Below are 15,008 nucleotides of genomic sequence, written 5' to 3' on the forward strand. Positions count from 1 at the left end.
AAATTTCCTTTGGCCATCCATCGAAAAAACCCAGCTTCACAAGGGAAACCAAGTTGATGTTCAATAAATTGCTCGAATAACAGGGGAACTGCAATGAAAAGAATTTCGCGCATGAACCGGTTTGCTGCCGGCCTCCTCCTTTCCGTCGTCTCTTTCGGCGCTGCTTCCGCTGCCGACGACGCATCCTGCAAAACCATTCGCATGTCCGATCCGGGCTGGACCGACATCACTGCCACCAACGGCGTGACCTCGGTCGTTCTGGCTGCGCTCGGCTACGAAGCCGACGTCAAGACGCTCTCGGTCCCGATCGGCTACCAATCGATGAAGAATGGCGAGATCGATGTCTTCCTTGGCAACTGGATGCCGGCGCAGAAGGCTTTCATCGACGACCTGACATCTGCGAAGGCAACCGTGGTGCTGAACAAGAACCTCGAAGGTGCAAAGTTCACGCTCGCCGTCCCGACCTACGTCGCCGAAAAGGGCGTGAAGGACTTCGCCGACCTGCAGAAGCACGCCGACGAATTCGATCACAAGATCTACGGCATCGAGCCGGGCGCTCCGGCGAACTCCAATATCCAGAAAATGATTGACGCCAACGACTTCGGCCTCAAGGACTGGAAGCTCGTCGAATCCGGCGAGCAGGCAATGCTGGCGCAGGTCGAGCGAGCCGGGAAGGACAAGAGCGCGGTTGTCTTCCTTGCCTGGGCGCCGCATCCCATGAACGAGCAGTTCTCGCTCGAATACCTGTCCGGCGGCGACGCCTATTTCGGCCCGAATTTCGGCGGCGCCGAGGTCTATACGCTGGCGCGCACCGGTTGGCCGGAAAAGTGCCCGAACGCGGCCGCGCTGTTCAAGAACCTCAAGTTCGAAATCGGCATGGAGAACTCGCTGATGGGCTCGATCCTGGGCGGCGACGATCCGAAGGCCGCGGCAACGGCATGGCTGAAGGCCAATCCGAAGGCCGTCGATCCCTGGCTTGCCGGCGTGACGACGATCGACGGGAAACCCGCTGCAGACGCAGTGAAGAGCTCTCTCGGCCTCTAAGACCCAAGGACAGAATACCCATGGCGCGCCCCAACATCCTTATCCTCATGGTTGACCAGTTCAACGGAACGCTGTTTCCGGATGGGCCAGCCGAGTTTCTTCACGCGCCGCATCTGAAGGCATTGGCGAAGCGCTCCGTGCGCTTTGCCAATACCTATACGGCGAGCCCGCTCTGCGCGCCGGCGCGGGCCTCCTTCATGTCGGGCCAGCTTCCGAGCCGCACGCGTGTCTATGATAACGCCGCGGAATTCGCCTCCGACATCCCCACCTATGCGCATCATCTACGGGCCGCCGGTTATCAGACGGCGCTATCCGGCAAGATGCACTTCGTCGGCCCGGATCAGCTTCACGGCTTTGAGGAACGGCTGACGACCGATATCTACCCTGCCGATTTCGGTTGGACCCCCGACTACACGAAGCCCGGCGAACGCATCGACTGGTGGTATCACAATCTCGGTTCCGTCACCGGCGCCGGCGTCGCCGAAATCACCAACCAGATGGAATATGACGACGAGGTCGCCCACCACGCCGTCCGCAAGCTTTATGACCTTTCCCGCCGGCAGGACGAGCGGCCTTGGTGTCTCACCGTGAGCTTCACGCATCCCCACGACCCTTATGTCGCGCGGCGGAAATTTTGGGATCTCTACGAGGATTGCGCGGCGCTCGACCCGGAAGTGGGGCCGATCCCGTTCGATCGGCTTGATCCGCATTCCCAGCGCCTGCTCGAAGCCTGCGATTACAAGGCTTTTGACATTTCACCCGAAGAGATCCGGCGTGCGCGCAGAGGCTACTTCGCCAATATCTCCTACATCGATGAGAAGATCGGCGAGATCCTCGACGTGCTGGAACGCGGACGGATGGCCGAGAACACCATCATTCTCTTTGTCTCCGACCACGGCGACATGCTCGGTGAACGCGGGCTCTGGTTCAAGATGTGCTTCTTCGACGGCTCGGCGCGCGTGCCGCTGATGATCGCCGCACCGGGCTGGAATGCGGCCCGCATCGATCAGCCGGTTTCGACACTGGACGTGACGCCGACGCTGGCTGGTCTTGCCGGTCTCGACATTACCTCGCTGAAGAAATGGACCGACGGAGAAGACCTTGGCCCGCTCGCAACCGGCACAGGCGGCCGCGGCGCGGTACCGATGGAATATGCAGCGGAGGGCTCGATCGCGCCGCTCGTCTGCCTGCGCGACGGCCGCTACAAGCTGTCGCTCTGCGAAAAAGACCCGCCGATGCTCTTCGACCTCGATGCCGATCCGCACGAGTTGAAGAACCTGGCCAACGACCCTGCCTACGCCGGAACTCTGGAAGAGTTGACCAAACAGGCCGGCAAGCGCTGGAACCTCGCAAGCTACGACGCAGCCGTGCGCGAAAGCCAGGCGCGCCGTTGGGTCGTCTATGCGGCGCTGCGTAACGGCGCCTATTATCCCTGGGACTATCAGCCGCTGCAGAAGGCCTCGGAGCGCTATATGCGTAACCACATGGACCTGAACGTGCTGGAAGAAAACCAGCGCTATCCGCGCGGGGAGTAGGATTGCTGCGGCTAATCTCCGCCGCTACACTTAGTCGTTGCGAAACGGGAGGCGTCTCATGAAGATCAGTGCACGCAATCGACTGAAAGGCCGAATCGTCGAGGTGAAGAAGGGTGCGACCACGGCGCATGTCCGAATCGATATCGGCGGTGGATCGATCGTTACGGCTTCCATCACCAACGAGTCCGTCGACGAACTCGGGCTTGCGGTCGGTCGTGAGGCCTATGCAGTCGTCAAGGCCTCCGATGTCATGATCGCCGTCGACTGATCGTCAGGCCTTCTTGCAATAGTGCGCCACGTCGTCGCCGGTCTGGAAATCGCCGGCCTGCGGCGGCGCGATGGGCTTAAACAATGTGCGATCCGGCTTCAGATCGAGAAGCGGCGTGCCGTCGAGGCAGTCCATCCCGCGAACCAGCAAAGTGTCGTCATCAATGCCCTCCAGCTTGACGATGGCCGTCCCGATCGGATTCGGGCGGACGGGCGAGCGAAGCGAAAATGTGCCATGCACCTTCCCGCTATTGGCGGGGCTCTGAAGCACGAGATCGCGCCGTGCTCTGTCCAGCCAATAGAGCACTTCCAGCCGTTCGAACGCCTCCACGCCCTGGAGCGCCTGTTTCCACGGCTCGAAGATCTCGATCCTGCAGAGCGGACCGTCGTGCCGCCCCTGACGCGGCGTCTCCATGCGCGACGTCCAGGGCGTCAGGATACGCCCGATAAACACCAGCCCCGCGTCGGTCGCCGACGGCGATTCGACAGCGACTTCGTTTTCCCTGATTTCGTTTTCTCGAACCATGATCTTCCCCTTCGGTGCAGGGCATCATGACAGATCGTTATATCTCATCCAATATCACGCTGCCTTGGCGACGTGATATTCCTTGATCGCAGCCATCTTGATCGCCGGGTAGCGCTCCGCCTCATAGCGCAGGGAGAAGCCGTCCTGCGCCAGAAACACCGGATCGCCATCGAGATCGCGGGCGATATCGCCGCGCTTGGCCGTGAGAAACTTGTCGAGTTCGCTCGGCTGGTCGGACGAGACCCAGCGGCAGACGGAGAAGCGCGACATTTCGAACGAGACCGGCAAGCCGTATTCCGCCTGCAGACGCTCCTTCAGAACGTCGAGCTGCAGGGCACCAACGACGCCGACGATAGCCGGGGAGCCGTCTTCCGGAGAAAACAGCTGGACAACGCCCTCTTCGGCCATCTGCTGCAGGGCTTCCTTCAGCTTCTTCGCCTTCATCGCATCTTCGAGACGGACGCGGCGAAGAATCTCCGGCGAAAAGTTCGGCACCCCTTGGAACACCAGAGGTTCACCCTCGGTCAGCGTATCGCCGATGCGCAGCGTGCCGTGGTTCGGAATGCCGACGACATCGCCGGCATAGGCGGTGTCGGCGAGCTGCCGCTGCGAGGCGAAGAAGAATTGCGGCGCGGTGAGGCCGAGCTGCTTGCCCGTGCGCGAAAGACGCGCCTTCATGCCGCGCTCGAGCTTGCCCGAGCAGATACGGGCAAAGGCGATGCGGTCGCGGTGGTTCGGGTCCATATTGGCCTGGATCTTGAAGACGAAGGCCGTCATCTTGTCTTCGCTTGCATGCACCTTGCGAATATCGGCAATTTGATCGCGCGGCGGCGGCGCGAATTCGCCGAGCGCGTTGATCAGATCGCGGACCCCGAAGTTGCGCAGCGCCGAGCCAAAGAACACCGGCGTCATGTGGCCTTCGAGGAATGCCTGGCGGTCGAACGGCCGGCAAGCTTCGATCGCAAGTTCCGTTTCATCAATGAACGCCTGCCGCTCGTTTTCCGGCAGCCTGTCGGCGACGCTCTGCGGACCGTTCACCGGCGTCGCCTCGACTTCCGTATCTGAGCCGCGCACCGTATTGGTCGCCAGATGATAGGAGCCGCAGAAGGTCTTGGAGCGGCCGATCGGCCAGGTAATCGGCGCAGTGTCCAGCGCGAGCTTCTCTTCCACCTCGTCGAGAATTTCGAAGGGATCGCGGCTCTCGCGGTCCATCTTGTTGATGAAGGTGATGATCGGAATGTCGCGCATGCGGCAGACTTCGAAGAGCTTCAGCGTGCGCGGCTCGATGCCCTTGGCCGCATCGATGACCATGACCGCCGCGTCCACCGCCGTCAGCGTGCGATAGGTATCGTCCGCGAAGTCTTCGTGGCCGGGCGTATCCAGGATGTTGAAGACGTTGTCGTCATACTCGAAGGTCATGACGGAGGTGACCACCGAAATGCCGCGCTCGCGCTCGATCTTCATCCAGTCCGACCGAGTCTGGATGCGGTCCTTCTTCGCCTTGACTTCGCCGGCGAGCTGGATCGCCCCGCCGAAGAGCAGCAGCTTTTCGGTGAGCGTGGTCTTACCCGCATCCGGGTGCGCGATAATAGCGAATGTGCGGCGGCGGGAAACCGCCTCGGCGAGACTTTCGGCCATGATGTGAATCCTGTGGAATTGCGGCGTATCTAGCGATTAAAGCCCGCCATTGCAATTGACCTTGGCCTTTCCGGTGCAAAGTAATGCCCGCATGACCATTCATGACGACATCCGCCCCAAGCTCAACCTTATCCGTTTGCCGAACGGCGAAGGCCTCGACCTGCCCGCCTATGAAACGAGCGGTGCCGCCGGCATGGACCTACGCGCGGCCGTGGCTGTTGACGCGCCGCTGACCATCGCGCCGGGCAAGCGCGCGCTGGTGCCGACCGGCTTCATCTTCGAGATTCCCGATGGCTACGAGGCGCAGATCCGCCCGCGCTCCGGGCTCGCCTTCAAGCACGGCATCACCTGCCTCAACACGCCCGGAACGATCGACAGTGATTATCGCGGCGAAGTGAAGGTCCTCCTCATCAATCTCGGCGAAGATCCCTTTGAGATTACGCGCGGCATGCGCATTGCCCAGATGGTGATCGCACCGGTCACTCAGGTGCGCGTCGCCGAGATAACCGAAGGCAGCGCGACGACGCGTGGCGCCGGCGGCTTCGGCTCAACCGGCGTATGAGCAAGCCATTCGACGGCTCAGGGCTGACCTTCCGTCAGGACTATTTTCATGATCCCGTCGCGTGGAGGGCACTCGTTTCTCTCCTCGACGACACGTTCGGTATCGACATCGGTCCGCTGCAAGACCTCGGCGGCCCTGATCCGACGAGCATGCCCTTTGGCTGGTTTGCCGCCGATGGGACGCTTGCCGCCAACCTATCCGCCTTTGCCATGCCGCTCGTCATGAACGGCCGGCAGATCAACGCGGCCGCCTTTCAATCCGGCGCGGTTCGTCCGCCATGGCGAGGGCGCGGGCTTTACCGTGATCTGACACGGAAGGCGCTTGAGTGGTGCGGAAGCCGGGAGTTCGAGGCGATCGTCCTCTACACCGACAAACCCTCACTCTACGAACCTTACGGCTTTCGCAGCCTGCCGATGCACCGCCACTCCGGAAAGGCGCCGAGGCCCAATTTCACGGCAAAGCCTGCCCAACCGCTCGATCCGCGAAACAGCGGCGATTTCGCTCTCCTGCAGGAAGCGCTGAAAACGCGCGCTCCGGTTTCGGACGTGCTCGCCGTCTCACACAACGCGGCAATGTTTCTCATCAATACGCAACTCGATCCCGAGGTCTCCCTGAGCTGGCTCGATGAGGAGCACGCCGTGATCGCTTGGAAACAGGATGAGCCGGGCCGCTTCAGTCTCCTTGATGTCGTCGCCAAGAAAATTCCGCCTCTTGGTGTCATCCTCGGCGGGCTCGGCGTGGCCCCTGCGCAGGTCGACGTCTTCTTTGCGCCGGACAAGCTTGATTGGCACGGCGAGGCCCTCTTCCTCGAAAGCGGCACGGTCTTCATGCTGCGCGGCGCGGAGGACCTGGCACCCGCGGCTGCCGCCATGCTGTCGCCGATGGCGGACTTCTAGACAACGCAGAACCGCCGCGACTTACGGGCTATCGGTCTTCCGATTGGCAAGCGGCGGGAGGCGGCGCTTGACCGGCGAGGCCTTGATCATCGAGGTATTCGTCTCCGCCTTCTCGGCCACCTTGTCCAGAATGCCGTCAAGCTCTCCCATCGAGCGAACGACCAGGCGTGCGATGAAGCAATCGTCGCCCGTTACCTTGTCGCATTCGATGAATTCCGGTGTGTCCTGGATAATCCGTTCGACGACGTGGAGTTGCCCCGGCAGCGGCCGGACCCGGACGATGGCCTGCAGCGGATACCCGAGAGCCGCCGGGTCTATATCGATCGTGAAGCCCTTGATGACGCCGCGCTCCTCAAGCCGGCGCAACCGCTCCGCCGCACTTGGCGACGAGAGATTGGCGGCCTGCGCCAGCTCCTTCAGGGAAATGCGTGCGTTCTCAGCCAGCGCATCGAGGAGCCGCTGATCGATGCCGTCCAAGCGAAACACGTCATTAGCCATTTATACCAATTCGCCTTTTATTTTTAGGGAAAACAGCATTCATACACCTTCCATATTATAGAAACAGGCGCGCATAGGCAATAATCTCCAGCAGATCAGAGGAGATGGTGATGCAGAACGACATAGGCAGAGGCGCCGCGGAGATGACGGCAGCCATGGTGATTTCCGGGACAATCGGCTGGTTTGTCGTCATGTCTGGACAGCCGGTGAGCGGTGTCGTCTTCTGGCGCTGCCTCTTCGGCGCGGCGAGCCTGCTTGTCATCTGCGGCGCCTTGGGGTTCCTGAAACCGTGTATTCTCTCGCCGAAAGCCTTTGGCATAGCCGTCCTCGGCGGGATCGCCATCGTGCTGAACTGGCTGCTGCTTTTCGCCTCCTATTCCCACGCATCCATTTCGATCGCGACGACCGTCTACAACACGCAGCCCTTCATGCTGCTGGCGCTTGGTGCCGCGTTTCTCGGAGAGAGGATCACGGCGGCCAAACTGTTCTGGCTGGCGCTTGCCTTTGCCGGCATGTTGGCGATTGTCGAAGCCAAGCCTGAGGCCGGGGCCGTTTCAGGCAGCTATGGTGTGGGTATTGCGCTGGCGCTCGGAGCGGCCTTCTTCTATGCACTCGCCGCACTCGCCGCAAAGTGGCTGAAGGGCACGCCGCCGCATCTGATCGCACTCATTCAGGTATCGACCGGAGTGCTGATGCTGCTGCCGACCATGAATTTCTCTGACCTGCCCACGGATGGCCAGTCATGGTCGATCCTGATCACAATGGGCATCGTGCATACAGGGCTGATGTATGTGCTGCTCTACGGCGCGATCCAGAAGCTGCCGATCCATCTGACCGGGGCGCTGTCATTCATCTATCCGATCGCCGCAATTCTCGTGGATCGACTGGCATTCGGACACGAATTGCAGCCTCTGCAACTGGTCGGCGAAGCCATCATCCTGGTCGCCGCGGCAGGCATGAACCTTGGTTGGACGCCCGCGCAGCTGTTGCGCGCGCGGGCGGGCTGATGATCTGAGAAACGAGCGAGGCTATTTCGGCTGGCGGGTCGTCTCGAACAGGAACCAGGTCCGGCGCTCGGCCTCGTCGATCCACACTTCCAGCAGGCTCGTGGTGGCGAAATCATTGTGCTCGGAGCAGACATCGTGGGTCTCGCGCAACAGCGATACCAGCTGCCTGTTGTCGTCGCGCAGTTCCGCCAGCATATCCTCCGGCGTGACGTACTCCGCGTCATTGTCATTGATGCGCTGCAGGCGACCGATATGGCCGATGGAACGCAGCGTCGTGCCGCCGATCTTGCGGGCGCGTTCGGCAATCGCATCGGTCGTAGCAAAAATCTGCTCAGCCTGCTCGTCCAGCATCAGGTGATAGTCGCGAAAATGCGGCCCTGACATATGCCAATGGAAATTCTTGGTCTTCATGTAAAGCGCAAAGACATCTGCCAGCAGCGCAGCCAGAGCGCCCGAAATATCCTGAATGGCATTGCTTTTCAGGTCCGTGGGGGTGGCAAGCGGGGCGAGTTTGCGCTTTTCGGCGTCTGTGGGGCTCATAAGGTGTCTCCTTTGGCGAGCGTCAGTGTCAGGCAATGGCAAGTGCCGGAACGGCTTGTGGTCCCGGATTTGGCGGCTCCGGCAGTGCCGGCTTCGATCGGCGATCAACCACCGCCTTGGAACTAGAACCGCGCCAGCCAGCGTCAATAGCGGCAAGCGACCGCAGCATGATGACAAAGTGCCGGGTGTTGAAACCAACGGGTTGCAGGCGTAGAAGGCGATGGAAGCAGGAGCCACATCATGTCGTTCACCGCCCTATTCGCCTATGCAGCGGCGCTCTTCATCGCGGCGGCAATCCCCGGGCCGGGCATCACTGCGATCGTCGCCCGCGCGCTCGGCTCGAATTTTCGCGAGACGTTTTTCATGGGGCTAGGCCTTGTTCTTGGCGACATCACTTACCTGACAGCGGTGATCCTCGGCCTTGCCTTCGTGGCGCAGACCTTCACCGGAATTTTCCTCGTCATCAAATTCGCCGGCGTGCTTTATCTCTGCTATATCGCGTACAAGCTATGGACGGCCGGGCTCCTGCCGCAGAATATTGCCGCGCGCAAATCAAGCAGCATTGGCATGAGCTTCCTGTCCGGCCTGCTGGTGACGCTCGGCAACCCGAAGACGATGCTCTTCTATGTCGCCCTCGTCCCGACGTTGATCGACATAAGTCACATCGGGCTCCGCGAATACAGCATCCTCCTGGCAACCACCTTCATCGTGTTGCTGGTTGTTCTGGTGCCCTATATGCTCCTTGCCTCGCGCGCGCGAATGATGCTCAAGCAACCACGCGCGCTACGGGCGCTGAACAAGACGGCCGCCGGCATTCTGGCCGGCACTGCCGCTTTCATCGCCACCCGCGCGGCCTGAAAAATTCGTTCTGCAAAGCAGCTGTTCCAAACGATATTTTCCCTCCAATCATGCTCCCGTGAAGCAAGGCACTCTGGCCTGCTTCAGACTTTGACCCTATTCTCTTCCCCAACCATCATTAAGGGAGCGTATTCATGCTGAGGAAACCGGGCCGTGGCCGCATCTACTCGTCGATCACCGAGACCATCGGCGATACGCCGATTGTTCGCCTCGACAAGCTCGCCAAGGAAAAGGGCGTCAGGGCAAATCTTCTTGCCAAGCTCGAATTCTTCAACCCGATTGCCTCGGTCAAGGATCGCATCGGCGTCGCCATGATCGAGAGTCTCGAAGCTCAGGGCAAAATTACGCCCGGCCGCTCGACGCTCATCGAACCGACCTCGGGCAATACTGGCATCGCGCTCGCCTTCGCAGCCGCGGCCAAGGGCTATAAGCTCATCCTTACCATGCCGGAGACCATGTCGGTCGAGCGCCGCAAGATGCTGGCGCTGCTCGGCGCCGAACTCGTGCTGACCGAAGGGTCGAAGGGCATGAAGGGCGCAATCGCCAAGGCGGAAGAACTTGCCGCGTCGCTTCCCGACGCCATCATCCCCCAGCAGTTCGAGAATCCGGCAAACCCGGAAATCCACCGCAAGACAACGGCCGAGGAAATCTGGAACGATACCGAAGGCACCGTCGACATTCTCGTTTCCGGCATTGGCACGGGCGGCACAATCACAGGGGCCGGCCAGGTTCTGAAGTCGAAGAAGCCGGAAATCAAGGTGATTGCGGTCGAACCGGAAGAGTCTCCTGTTCTATCCGGCGGCCAGCCAGGCCCGCACAAGATCCAGGGCATCGGCGCCGGCTTTGCCCCTGCGATCCTCGATACCAAGATCTATGACGAGATCGTCACCGTCAACAGCGCCCAGTCCATGGAGATAGCCCGCCTCGTCGCCAAGCTCGAGGGTGTTCCCGTCGGCATTTCCTCTGGTGCGGCGCTGGCGGCTGCCATCGAGATCGGTCGCCGCGAGGAGAATGCGGGCAAGAATATCGTCGTTATCATTCCGTCTTTCGCAGAGCGCTATCTTTCGACGGCGCTATTTGAAGGACTAGGGAACTGAATAGCGAGAGGCTACCGCCTTCGAGGCTGCAGGCAAGCCATGTAACTATTCGCTATTTGCGACTTCCTACTCGCTCATCTCACGCAGCCACCGTCAACCGCTCGCCGGCAATCCGGTAGGAAATGGCTTCCGCAAGATGAATACGCCCGACCATGGGCTTGCCGTCGAGATCGGCAAGTGTCCGCGCCACCTTCAGCACGCGGTGATAGCCGCGTGCTGAAAACCGCATTTTCTCGGCGGCGTCGCGCAGTAGCTGCAGGCCGCCGGCATCCGGTTCGGCATATTTTTCGATCGCTGCCGTCGAACAGCGGGCATTCGTGACAATCCCTGCAAGACCCGCCGCAATGAAGCGATCCTGCTGGATCTCCCGGGCGAGCGCGACGCGGGCTGCCACCGCGGCACTTGTCTCGGCTGCCATCGGGCGAATGAGGTCGGCTGCGGACACCGCAGGAACGTCGATGCGGATATCGATGCGGTCCATCAAGGGTCCGGAAATTCGCGCCTGGTAATCCGACTGGCAACGCGGGCCGCGGGCGCAGCTGTGGCCCGGTTCGCCGGCCATGCCGCAGCGGCAGGGGTTCATAGCCGCGACAAGCTGGATGCTCGCCGGATAGGAAACCCGGTGGTTGGCACGGGCGATGATGCACTCACCCGTTTCCAGCGGCTGGCGCAGTGCATCCAGCGCCTGCGGCGAAAATTCGGGAAACTCGTCCAGGAAGAGGACGCCGTGATGCGCCAGCGACGCTTCGCCGGGCCTCGCACGCAGGCCGCCGCCGACCATCGCCGCCATCGTCGCGGAATGATGCGGCGTGCGGAACGGACGGCGATCCGAGAGCTTGCCGCCGGAAAGCTGGCCGGCAATGGAATGGATCATCGAGACTTCGAGAAGCTCGGCCGCCGAAAGCGGTGGCAGGATGGAGGGTAGCCGCGCTGCCAGCATCGACTTGCCGGAGCCGGGCGGACCGACCATCAGGAGATTATGCCCGCCGGCGGCTGCCACTTCGAGCGCGCGCTTGGCGCTCTCCTGCCCCTTGATGTCGGCAAGGTCCGGCAGGTTGGCCGCATTGGCGCGGATAGATGGCTCCGGTCGCGAAAGCACCTGCGTTCCCCGGAAATGATTGGCGAGCGCGATCAGGCTGCGCGGTGCGAGGATGTCGAGGTCGGCGCCTGCCCATGCGGCTTCCGCGCCACTTTCAGCCGGACATATCAGGCCCTTGCCCATAGCGTTGGCGCCGATCGCCGCCGGGAGCGCGCCGGAAACCGGCGCAATCGTGCCGTCGAGATTGAGTTCGCCAAGCACGACGAACTCGGAAAGCGCATCCGCCGGTATGGCCCCAAGCGCCGCCATCAGGCCGAGCGCGATCGGCAGATCGAAGTGGCTGCCTTCCTTCGGCAGATCGGCAGGCGCGAGATTGACCGTTACTCTCTTTGCCGGCAACGCGAGACCGGAAGCATGGAGTGCCGCCTGCACACGATCGCGGCTTTCCGCCACGGCCTTGTCGGGCAACCCGACGATCTGCATTCCCACTTTACCGGGAGCGACCATCACCTGGACCTCCACAGGTACGCCTTCAATGCCTTGAAATGCAACCGTACTGACGCGCGCGACCATGCCCATCCCCTGCCCGCAACTTTTACGCCCGTTTTGCGACTTGTTGTCGCCACAGATTGCAATCTTACATAGAAGAAAGAATAAAACAAGAACAATAAAAGAACGGACTCACGTACTCGTTGCAGCCGGGTTGCAGCGAGTACGCAGAGCGCGAACGAAAGGGAACAGAAGCCGGAACGGTCAGGCGCGCTTGCGCTCGATGGCATCCCAGAGGAGGCTTGCGATATCGGCACCGCCGAACTTGCGGACCTCCCGGAGTCCCGTCGGAGAGGTGACGTTGATCTCGGTCAGGTAGTCGCCAATGACATCGATCCCGACAAGCAGGAAACCGCGTTCTCTCAATGCCGGGCCAATGCGCCTGCAGATTTCCTTTTCGCGGGCCGTCAGTTCGGTGGCCTCCGCGCGGCCGCCGACATGCATATTGGAGCGGCTGTCGTGCTCGGCCGGCACCCGGTTGATGGCGCCGACCGGCTCGCCGTCGACGAGGATGATGCGCTTGTCGCCCTTGCGGACATCCGGCAGATATTGCTGGGCGATGAAGGGCTCGCGGAAAAGCTGGCCGAACATTTCGAGCAGCGAGGAAAGGTTGCGGTCGTCCCTGGTCGAGTGGAAAACGCCGGCACCGCCATTGCCGTAGAGCGGCTTCAGAATGATGTCGCCCATCTCTTCGCGGAAGCGGCGGATCTCCTCCGCATCCTTGGTGATCAGCGTCTTCGGCATGAGATCGGCAAATTCGGTAACGAAAACCTTCTCCGGCGAATTGCGCACCCAGGCCGGATCGTTGACGACGAGCGTCTTCGGATGGATGCGCTCCAGGAGATGTGTGGAGGTGATGTAGGCCATGTCGAAGGGCGGGTCCTGGCGGAGCAGCACGACGTCCATGGTCGAAAGATCGACACGCTCGGGGGCGCCGAGTTCGAAATGGTCGCCCTTCACGTCGCGCAGCAGCATCGGCTCGACGGAGGCGTAGAGCCTGCCGTCACGGAAGCTCAGCCGCTCGGGCGTATAATGGAAAAGCTTGTAGCCGCGCGTTTGCGCCTCGAGGCTCATGGCGAAGGTGGAATCGCCTGCGATATTGATGCCCGCGACATGGTCCATCTGGACCGCTACGTTCTTGATCTTGGCCATTTCCGTCCCTCATTGAATGCCGGACAGATGTAGGTCTCAAGCAGCGCAAACGCAACGCCAATCAATGACGTCAGGCCACTCACGTCTAGGATTTTTCAGGCCGCGAGGCCCTGCTGTTCGCCGTTTCGCAGGAGGTTGCGAAGACGGTAGAGGATCGCAACCGGCTTCGGGAACGGCTTGCGAAGGAACGCGACCTTCCGCACGTAGTTGTCCACCCGCCAGCTTGCCCATGTGCCGCCTGCGAAGAAGGCGACGTCGCCGGCACGCAGCATCCGTTCGGTTCCATCTTCCGCGGTGACATGCACTTCGCCTTCGAGGATCATCACCGTCTCGTCCCAGCCGAAGAACCAGCGGAATTCGCCGGCGGTGCAGTCCCAGATCGCCGTCACTGATGCGTCGTCATGGCCGCGGGAATGCTCCGCGGTACGCGCCTGCGGGTCGCCGGCTACGACCCAATCCGGGTTGATCGGCGTCGATTTCATCGGCAGGCGGTCGCTGGAATGCGCAACGAAGTTCTTGCCGCGCGCCGGCACAATGACCTGCGGTACGGAACGCGCCGCCATCGCGACCGCGCTTGCGAGCATCAACTTCCAGGCCATGCACAACCCCCTAATTGCTATCCCCGGTCATTGCGGAATAGCAGAGAGTCGTAACGGCTCCGTTCAGGCGACTGTTAAAATCTTAACAATGCGTTTCAAGCGATCGCATGAGCCGCGGCGGCCGGACTATCGGCAGCCGTAGCGCCGCCAGCGATGCGCTTGCCGGTGTCATGCGCGAAGAAATGCAGCTTTTCCGGCGCGATCACGAAGCGCAGTTCCGCTGCCATCGCCGTTTCCGGGGAGACGACCGCCGTCAACGGCTGGTCGCCCAGAAGCCCGTGGACGAGGCGTTGCGAGCCGAGTTCTTCGACATATTCCACCGTCAGCGGCATGGCGTATTCGTCCGGCTTGGCTAGGCGCAGGTCTTCCGCGCGCATCCCGATGGTGACGGGGCCGGAGGTTGGGGCATTGCCCGCGAGATCGATCAGGCTCGGGCCAATCGCCAGCTTGTCGCCATGCAGCTCGCCTTTCAGAAGATTCATGGCGGGAGAGCCGATGAAGCTCGCCACGAAAGTGGACGCGGGCGTGTGATAGACGTCGAGCGGCGCGCCGACCTGCTCGATCCTGCCGCCATTCAGCACCACGAGGCGGTCGGCGAGCGTCATCGCCTCCAGCTGGTCATGGGTGACATAGATCGAGGTCGTGGCGAGACGGCGCTGCAAGCGCTTGATCTCGCCGCGCATCGAAACACGCAGCTTGGCATCGAGGTTCGAGAGCGGCTCGTCGAACAGGAAAACGGCAGGCTTGCGGACGATCGCGCGTCCCATCGCAACACGCTGGCGCTGGCCACCGGAGAGCGCCTTCGGCTTGCGCTCCAGATATTGCGCGATCTGCAGCATGCGCGCGGCTTCCGCGACGCGGGCGTCGATTTCATTCCTTGGCGTCTTGCGGTTCTTCAGGCCGTATTCGAGGTTCTGCCGGACAGACATATGCGGATAGAGCGCGTAGTTCTGGAAGACCATGGCAATGTCGCGTTCAGCCGGCTCGACATTGTTGACGACGCGGTTGCCGATTTTCACCTGCCCTTCAGAAATGCTTTCAAGACCGGCGATCATGCGCAGCAGCGTGGACTTGCCGCAGCCCGAAGGCCCGACAAGCACGATGAACTCACCATCCTTGATATTGATGCCGACATCGGAGACGGCCTTGACCCCACCGTGATAGATCTTGCCGACGCCTTCTACATCGATAGAGGCCATTG

16 protein-coding genes are annotated in these 15,008 nt (G+C 61.5%); 8 read left to right on the forward strand and 8 right to left on the reverse strand.

All coding sequences use genetic code 11. The annotated features are described in order from the left end of the window. Window positions 1–111 precede the first annotated feature (111 nt). The 3 genes from ACPYOJ_RS14400 to ACPYOJ_RS14410 are packed head-to-tail and all read left to right on the forward strand — an operon-like array spanning window position 112 to window position 2,847. Window positions 112–1,044: a choline ABC transporter substrate-binding protein gene (locus ACPYOJ_RS14400; RefSeq protein ID WP_481416899.1), complete on the forward strand. Its 933-nt coding sequence runs from the start codon at window positions 112–114 to the stop codon at window positions 1,042–1,044. A gap of 20 nt (window positions 1,045–1,064) precedes the next feature. Further along, complete coding sequence (betC, locus tag ACPYOJ_RS14405; protein ID WP_481416857.1) at window positions 1,065–2,579, forward strand: choline-sulfatase; 1,515 nt, start codon at window positions 1,065–1,067, stop codon at window positions 2,577–2,579. Window positions 2,580–2,637: 58 nt separating this feature from the next. Continuing rightward, a complete protein-coding gene (locus tag ACPYOJ_RS14410; protein ID WP_168828046.1) occupies window positions 2,638–2,847 on the forward strand; it encodes a TOBE domain-containing protein in 210 nt (69 codons plus the stop codon). Between the two features lie 3 nt (window positions 2,848–2,850). Here ACPYOJ_RS14410 and tsaA read toward each other — a convergent pair whose 3' ends face one another. Beyond that, window positions 2,851–3,372 carry a tRNA (N6-threonylcarbamoyladenosine(37)-N6)-methyltransferase TrmO gene (gene tsaA / locus ACPYOJ_RS14415; protein ID WP_481416858.1) on the reverse strand — a complete coding sequence of 174 codons (522 nt, stop codon included), beginning with the start codon at window positions 3,370–3,372 and terminating at the stop codon, window positions 2,851–2,853. Window positions 3,373–3,426: 54 nt separating this feature from the next. Beyond that, complete coding sequence (locus ACPYOJ_RS14420) at window positions 3,427–5,010, reverse strand: peptide chain release factor 3 (protein WP_481416859.1); 1,584 nt, start codon at window positions 5,008–5,010, stop codon at window positions 3,427–3,429. Between the two features lie 91 nt (window positions 5,011–5,101). Here ACPYOJ_RS14420 and dut point away from each other — a divergent pair, with 91 nt between their 5' ends. Both dut and ACPYOJ_RS14430 read left to right on the forward strand, forming a co-directional pair. Continuing rightward, window positions 5,102–5,572, forward strand: a complete 471-nt coding sequence (gene dut, locus ACPYOJ_RS14425) for a dUTP diphosphatase (RefSeq protein ID WP_481416860.1) — start codon at window positions 5,102–5,104, stop codon at window positions 5,570–5,572. Then, complete coding sequence (locus tag ACPYOJ_RS14430; protein ID WP_481416861.1) at window positions 5,569–6,468, forward strand: GNAT family N-acetyltransferase; 900 nt, start codon at window positions 5,569–5,571, stop codon at window positions 6,466–6,468. The genes dut and ACPYOJ_RS14430 overlap by 4 nt, the downstream gene beginning before the upstream one ends. 21 nt (window positions 6,469–6,489) lie before the next feature. Here the strand turns inward: ACPYOJ_RS14430 and ACPYOJ_RS14435 are convergent, their stop codons facing one another. Then, a complete protein-coding gene (locus ACPYOJ_RS14435) occupies window positions 6,490–6,966 on the reverse strand; it encodes an Lrp/AsnC family transcriptional regulator (RefSeq protein WP_481416862.1) in 477 nt (158 codons plus the stop codon). Between the two features lie 110 nt (window positions 6,967–7,076). Here ACPYOJ_RS14435 and ACPYOJ_RS14440 point away from each other — a divergent pair, with 110 nt between their 5' ends. After that, complete coding sequence (locus ACPYOJ_RS14440; RefSeq protein WP_481416863.1) at window positions 7,077–7,973, forward strand: DMT family transporter; 897 nt, start codon at window positions 7,077–7,079, stop codon at window positions 7,971–7,973. A gap of 21 nt (window positions 7,974–7,994) precedes the next feature. Here the strand turns inward: ACPYOJ_RS14440 and ACPYOJ_RS14445 are convergent, their stop codons facing one another. Next, entirely contained in the window at window positions 7,995–8,513 is a 519-nt protein-coding gene (locus tag ACPYOJ_RS14445; RefSeq protein ID WP_168828036.1) for a Dps family protein, read from the reverse strand. Between the two features lie 240 nt (window positions 8,514–8,753). Between ACPYOJ_RS14445 and ACPYOJ_RS14450 the strand changes: the two genes are divergently transcribed. Continuing rightward, complete coding sequence (locus ACPYOJ_RS14450; RefSeq protein WP_481416864.1) at window positions 8,754–9,371, forward strand: LysE family translocator; 618 nt, start codon at window positions 8,754–8,756, stop codon at window positions 9,369–9,371. Window positions 9,372–9,505: 134 nt separating this feature from the next. After that, complete coding sequence (gene cysK, locus ACPYOJ_RS14455; RefSeq protein ID WP_481416865.1) at window positions 9,506–10,468, forward strand: cysteine synthase A; 963 nt, start codon at window positions 9,506–9,508, stop codon at window positions 10,466–10,468. A 79-nt stretch (window positions 10,469–10,547) separates the two neighbouring features. Here the strand turns inward: cysK and ACPYOJ_RS14460 are convergent, their stop codons facing one another. The 4 genes from ACPYOJ_RS14460 to ugpC all read right to left on the reverse strand — a co-directional run bounded on the left by ACPYOJ_RS14460 (window position 10,548) and on the right by ugpC (window position 15,006). Then, window positions 10,548–12,080 carry a YifB family Mg chelatase-like AAA ATPase gene (locus tag ACPYOJ_RS14460; RefSeq protein WP_481416866.1) on the reverse strand — a complete coding sequence of 511 codons (1,533 nt, stop codon included), beginning with the start codon at window positions 12,078–12,080 and terminating at the stop codon, window positions 10,548–10,550. A gap of 180 nt (window positions 12,081–12,260) precedes the next feature. Continuing rightward, window positions 12,261–13,208, reverse strand: a complete 948-nt coding sequence (gene gshB, locus ACPYOJ_RS14465) for a glutathione synthase (RefSeq protein ID WP_481416867.1) — start codon at window positions 13,206–13,208, stop codon at window positions 12,261–12,263. Between the two features lie 95 nt (window positions 13,209–13,303). Next, window positions 13,304–13,807 carry a cupin domain-containing protein gene (locus ACPYOJ_RS14470; RefSeq protein WP_481416868.1) on the reverse strand — a complete coding sequence of 168 codons (504 nt, stop codon included), beginning with the start codon at window positions 13,805–13,807 and terminating at the stop codon, window positions 13,304–13,306. 95 nt (window positions 13,808–13,902) lie between these two features. Further along, window positions 13,903–15,006 (reverse strand): sn-glycerol-3-phosphate ABC transporter ATP-binding protein UgpC, encoded by a 1,104-nt coding sequence (ugpC, locus tag ACPYOJ_RS14475; RefSeq protein ID WP_481416869.1) that lies wholly within the window; start codon window positions 15,004–15,006, stop codon window positions 13,903–13,905. Window positions 15,007–15,008: the final 2 nt, after the last annotated feature.

This window comes from Rhizobium sp. SVR5-9E (genome assembly GCF_056755095.1).

Coding starts and splice junctions, on each gene's coding strand:
- ACPYOJ_RS14400 (WP_481416899.1), top strand. CDS start 112: ATGAACCGGTTTGCTGCCGGCCTCCTCCTTTCCGTCGTCTCTTTCGGC.
- betC (WP_481416857.1), top strand. CDS start 1,065: ATGGCGCGCCCCAACATCCTTATCCTCATGGTTGACCAGTTCAACGGA.
- ACPYOJ_RS14410 (WP_168828046.1), top strand. CDS start 2,638: ATGAAGATCAGTGCACGCAATCGACTGAAAGGCCGAATCGTCGAGGTG.
- tsaA (WP_481416858.1), bottom strand. CDS start 3,372: ATGGTTCGAGAAAACGAAATCAGGGAAAACGAAGTCGCTGTCGAATCG.
- ACPYOJ_RS14420 (WP_481416859.1), bottom strand. CDS start 5,010: ATGGCCGAAAGTCTCGCCGAGGCGGTTTCCCGCCGCCGCACATTCGCT.
- dut (WP_481416860.1), top strand. CDS start 5,102: ATGACCATTCATGACGACATCCGCCCCAAGCTCAACCTTATCCGTTTG.
- ACPYOJ_RS14430 (WP_481416861.1), top strand. CDS start 5,569: ATGAGCAAGCCATTCGACGGCTCAGGGCTGACCTTCCGTCAGGACTAT.
- ACPYOJ_RS14435 (WP_481416862.1), bottom strand. CDS start 6,966: ATGGCTAATGACGTGTTTCGCTTGGACGGCATCGATCAGCGGCTCCTC.
- ACPYOJ_RS14440 (WP_481416863.1), top strand. CDS start 7,077: ATGCAGAACGACATAGGCAGAGGCGCCGCGGAGATGACGGCAGCCATG.
- ACPYOJ_RS14445 (WP_168828036.1), bottom strand. CDS start 8,513: ATGAGCCCCACAGACGCCGAAAAGCGCAAACTCGCCCCGCTTGCCACC.
- ACPYOJ_RS14450 (WP_481416864.1), top strand. CDS start 8,754: ATGTCGTTCACCGCCCTATTCGCCTATGCAGCGGCGCTCTTCATCGCG.
- cysK (WP_481416865.1), top strand. CDS start 9,506: ATGCTGAGGAAACCGGGCCGTGGCCGCATCTACTCGTCGATCACCGAG.
- ACPYOJ_RS14460 (WP_481416866.1), bottom strand. CDS start 12,080: ATGGTCGCGCGCGTCAGTACGGTTGCATTTCAAGGCATTGAAGGCGTA.
- gshB (WP_481416867.1), bottom strand. CDS start 13,208: ATGGCCAAGATCAAGAACGTAGCGGTCCAGATGGACCATGTCGCGGGC.
- ACPYOJ_RS14470 (WP_481416868.1), bottom strand. CDS start 13,807: ATGGCCTGGAAGTTGATGCTCGCAAGCGCGGTCGCGATGGCGGCGCGT.
- ugpC (WP_481416869.1), bottom strand. CDS start 15,006: ATGGCCTCTATCGATGTAGAAGGCGTCGGCAAGATCTATCACGGTGGG.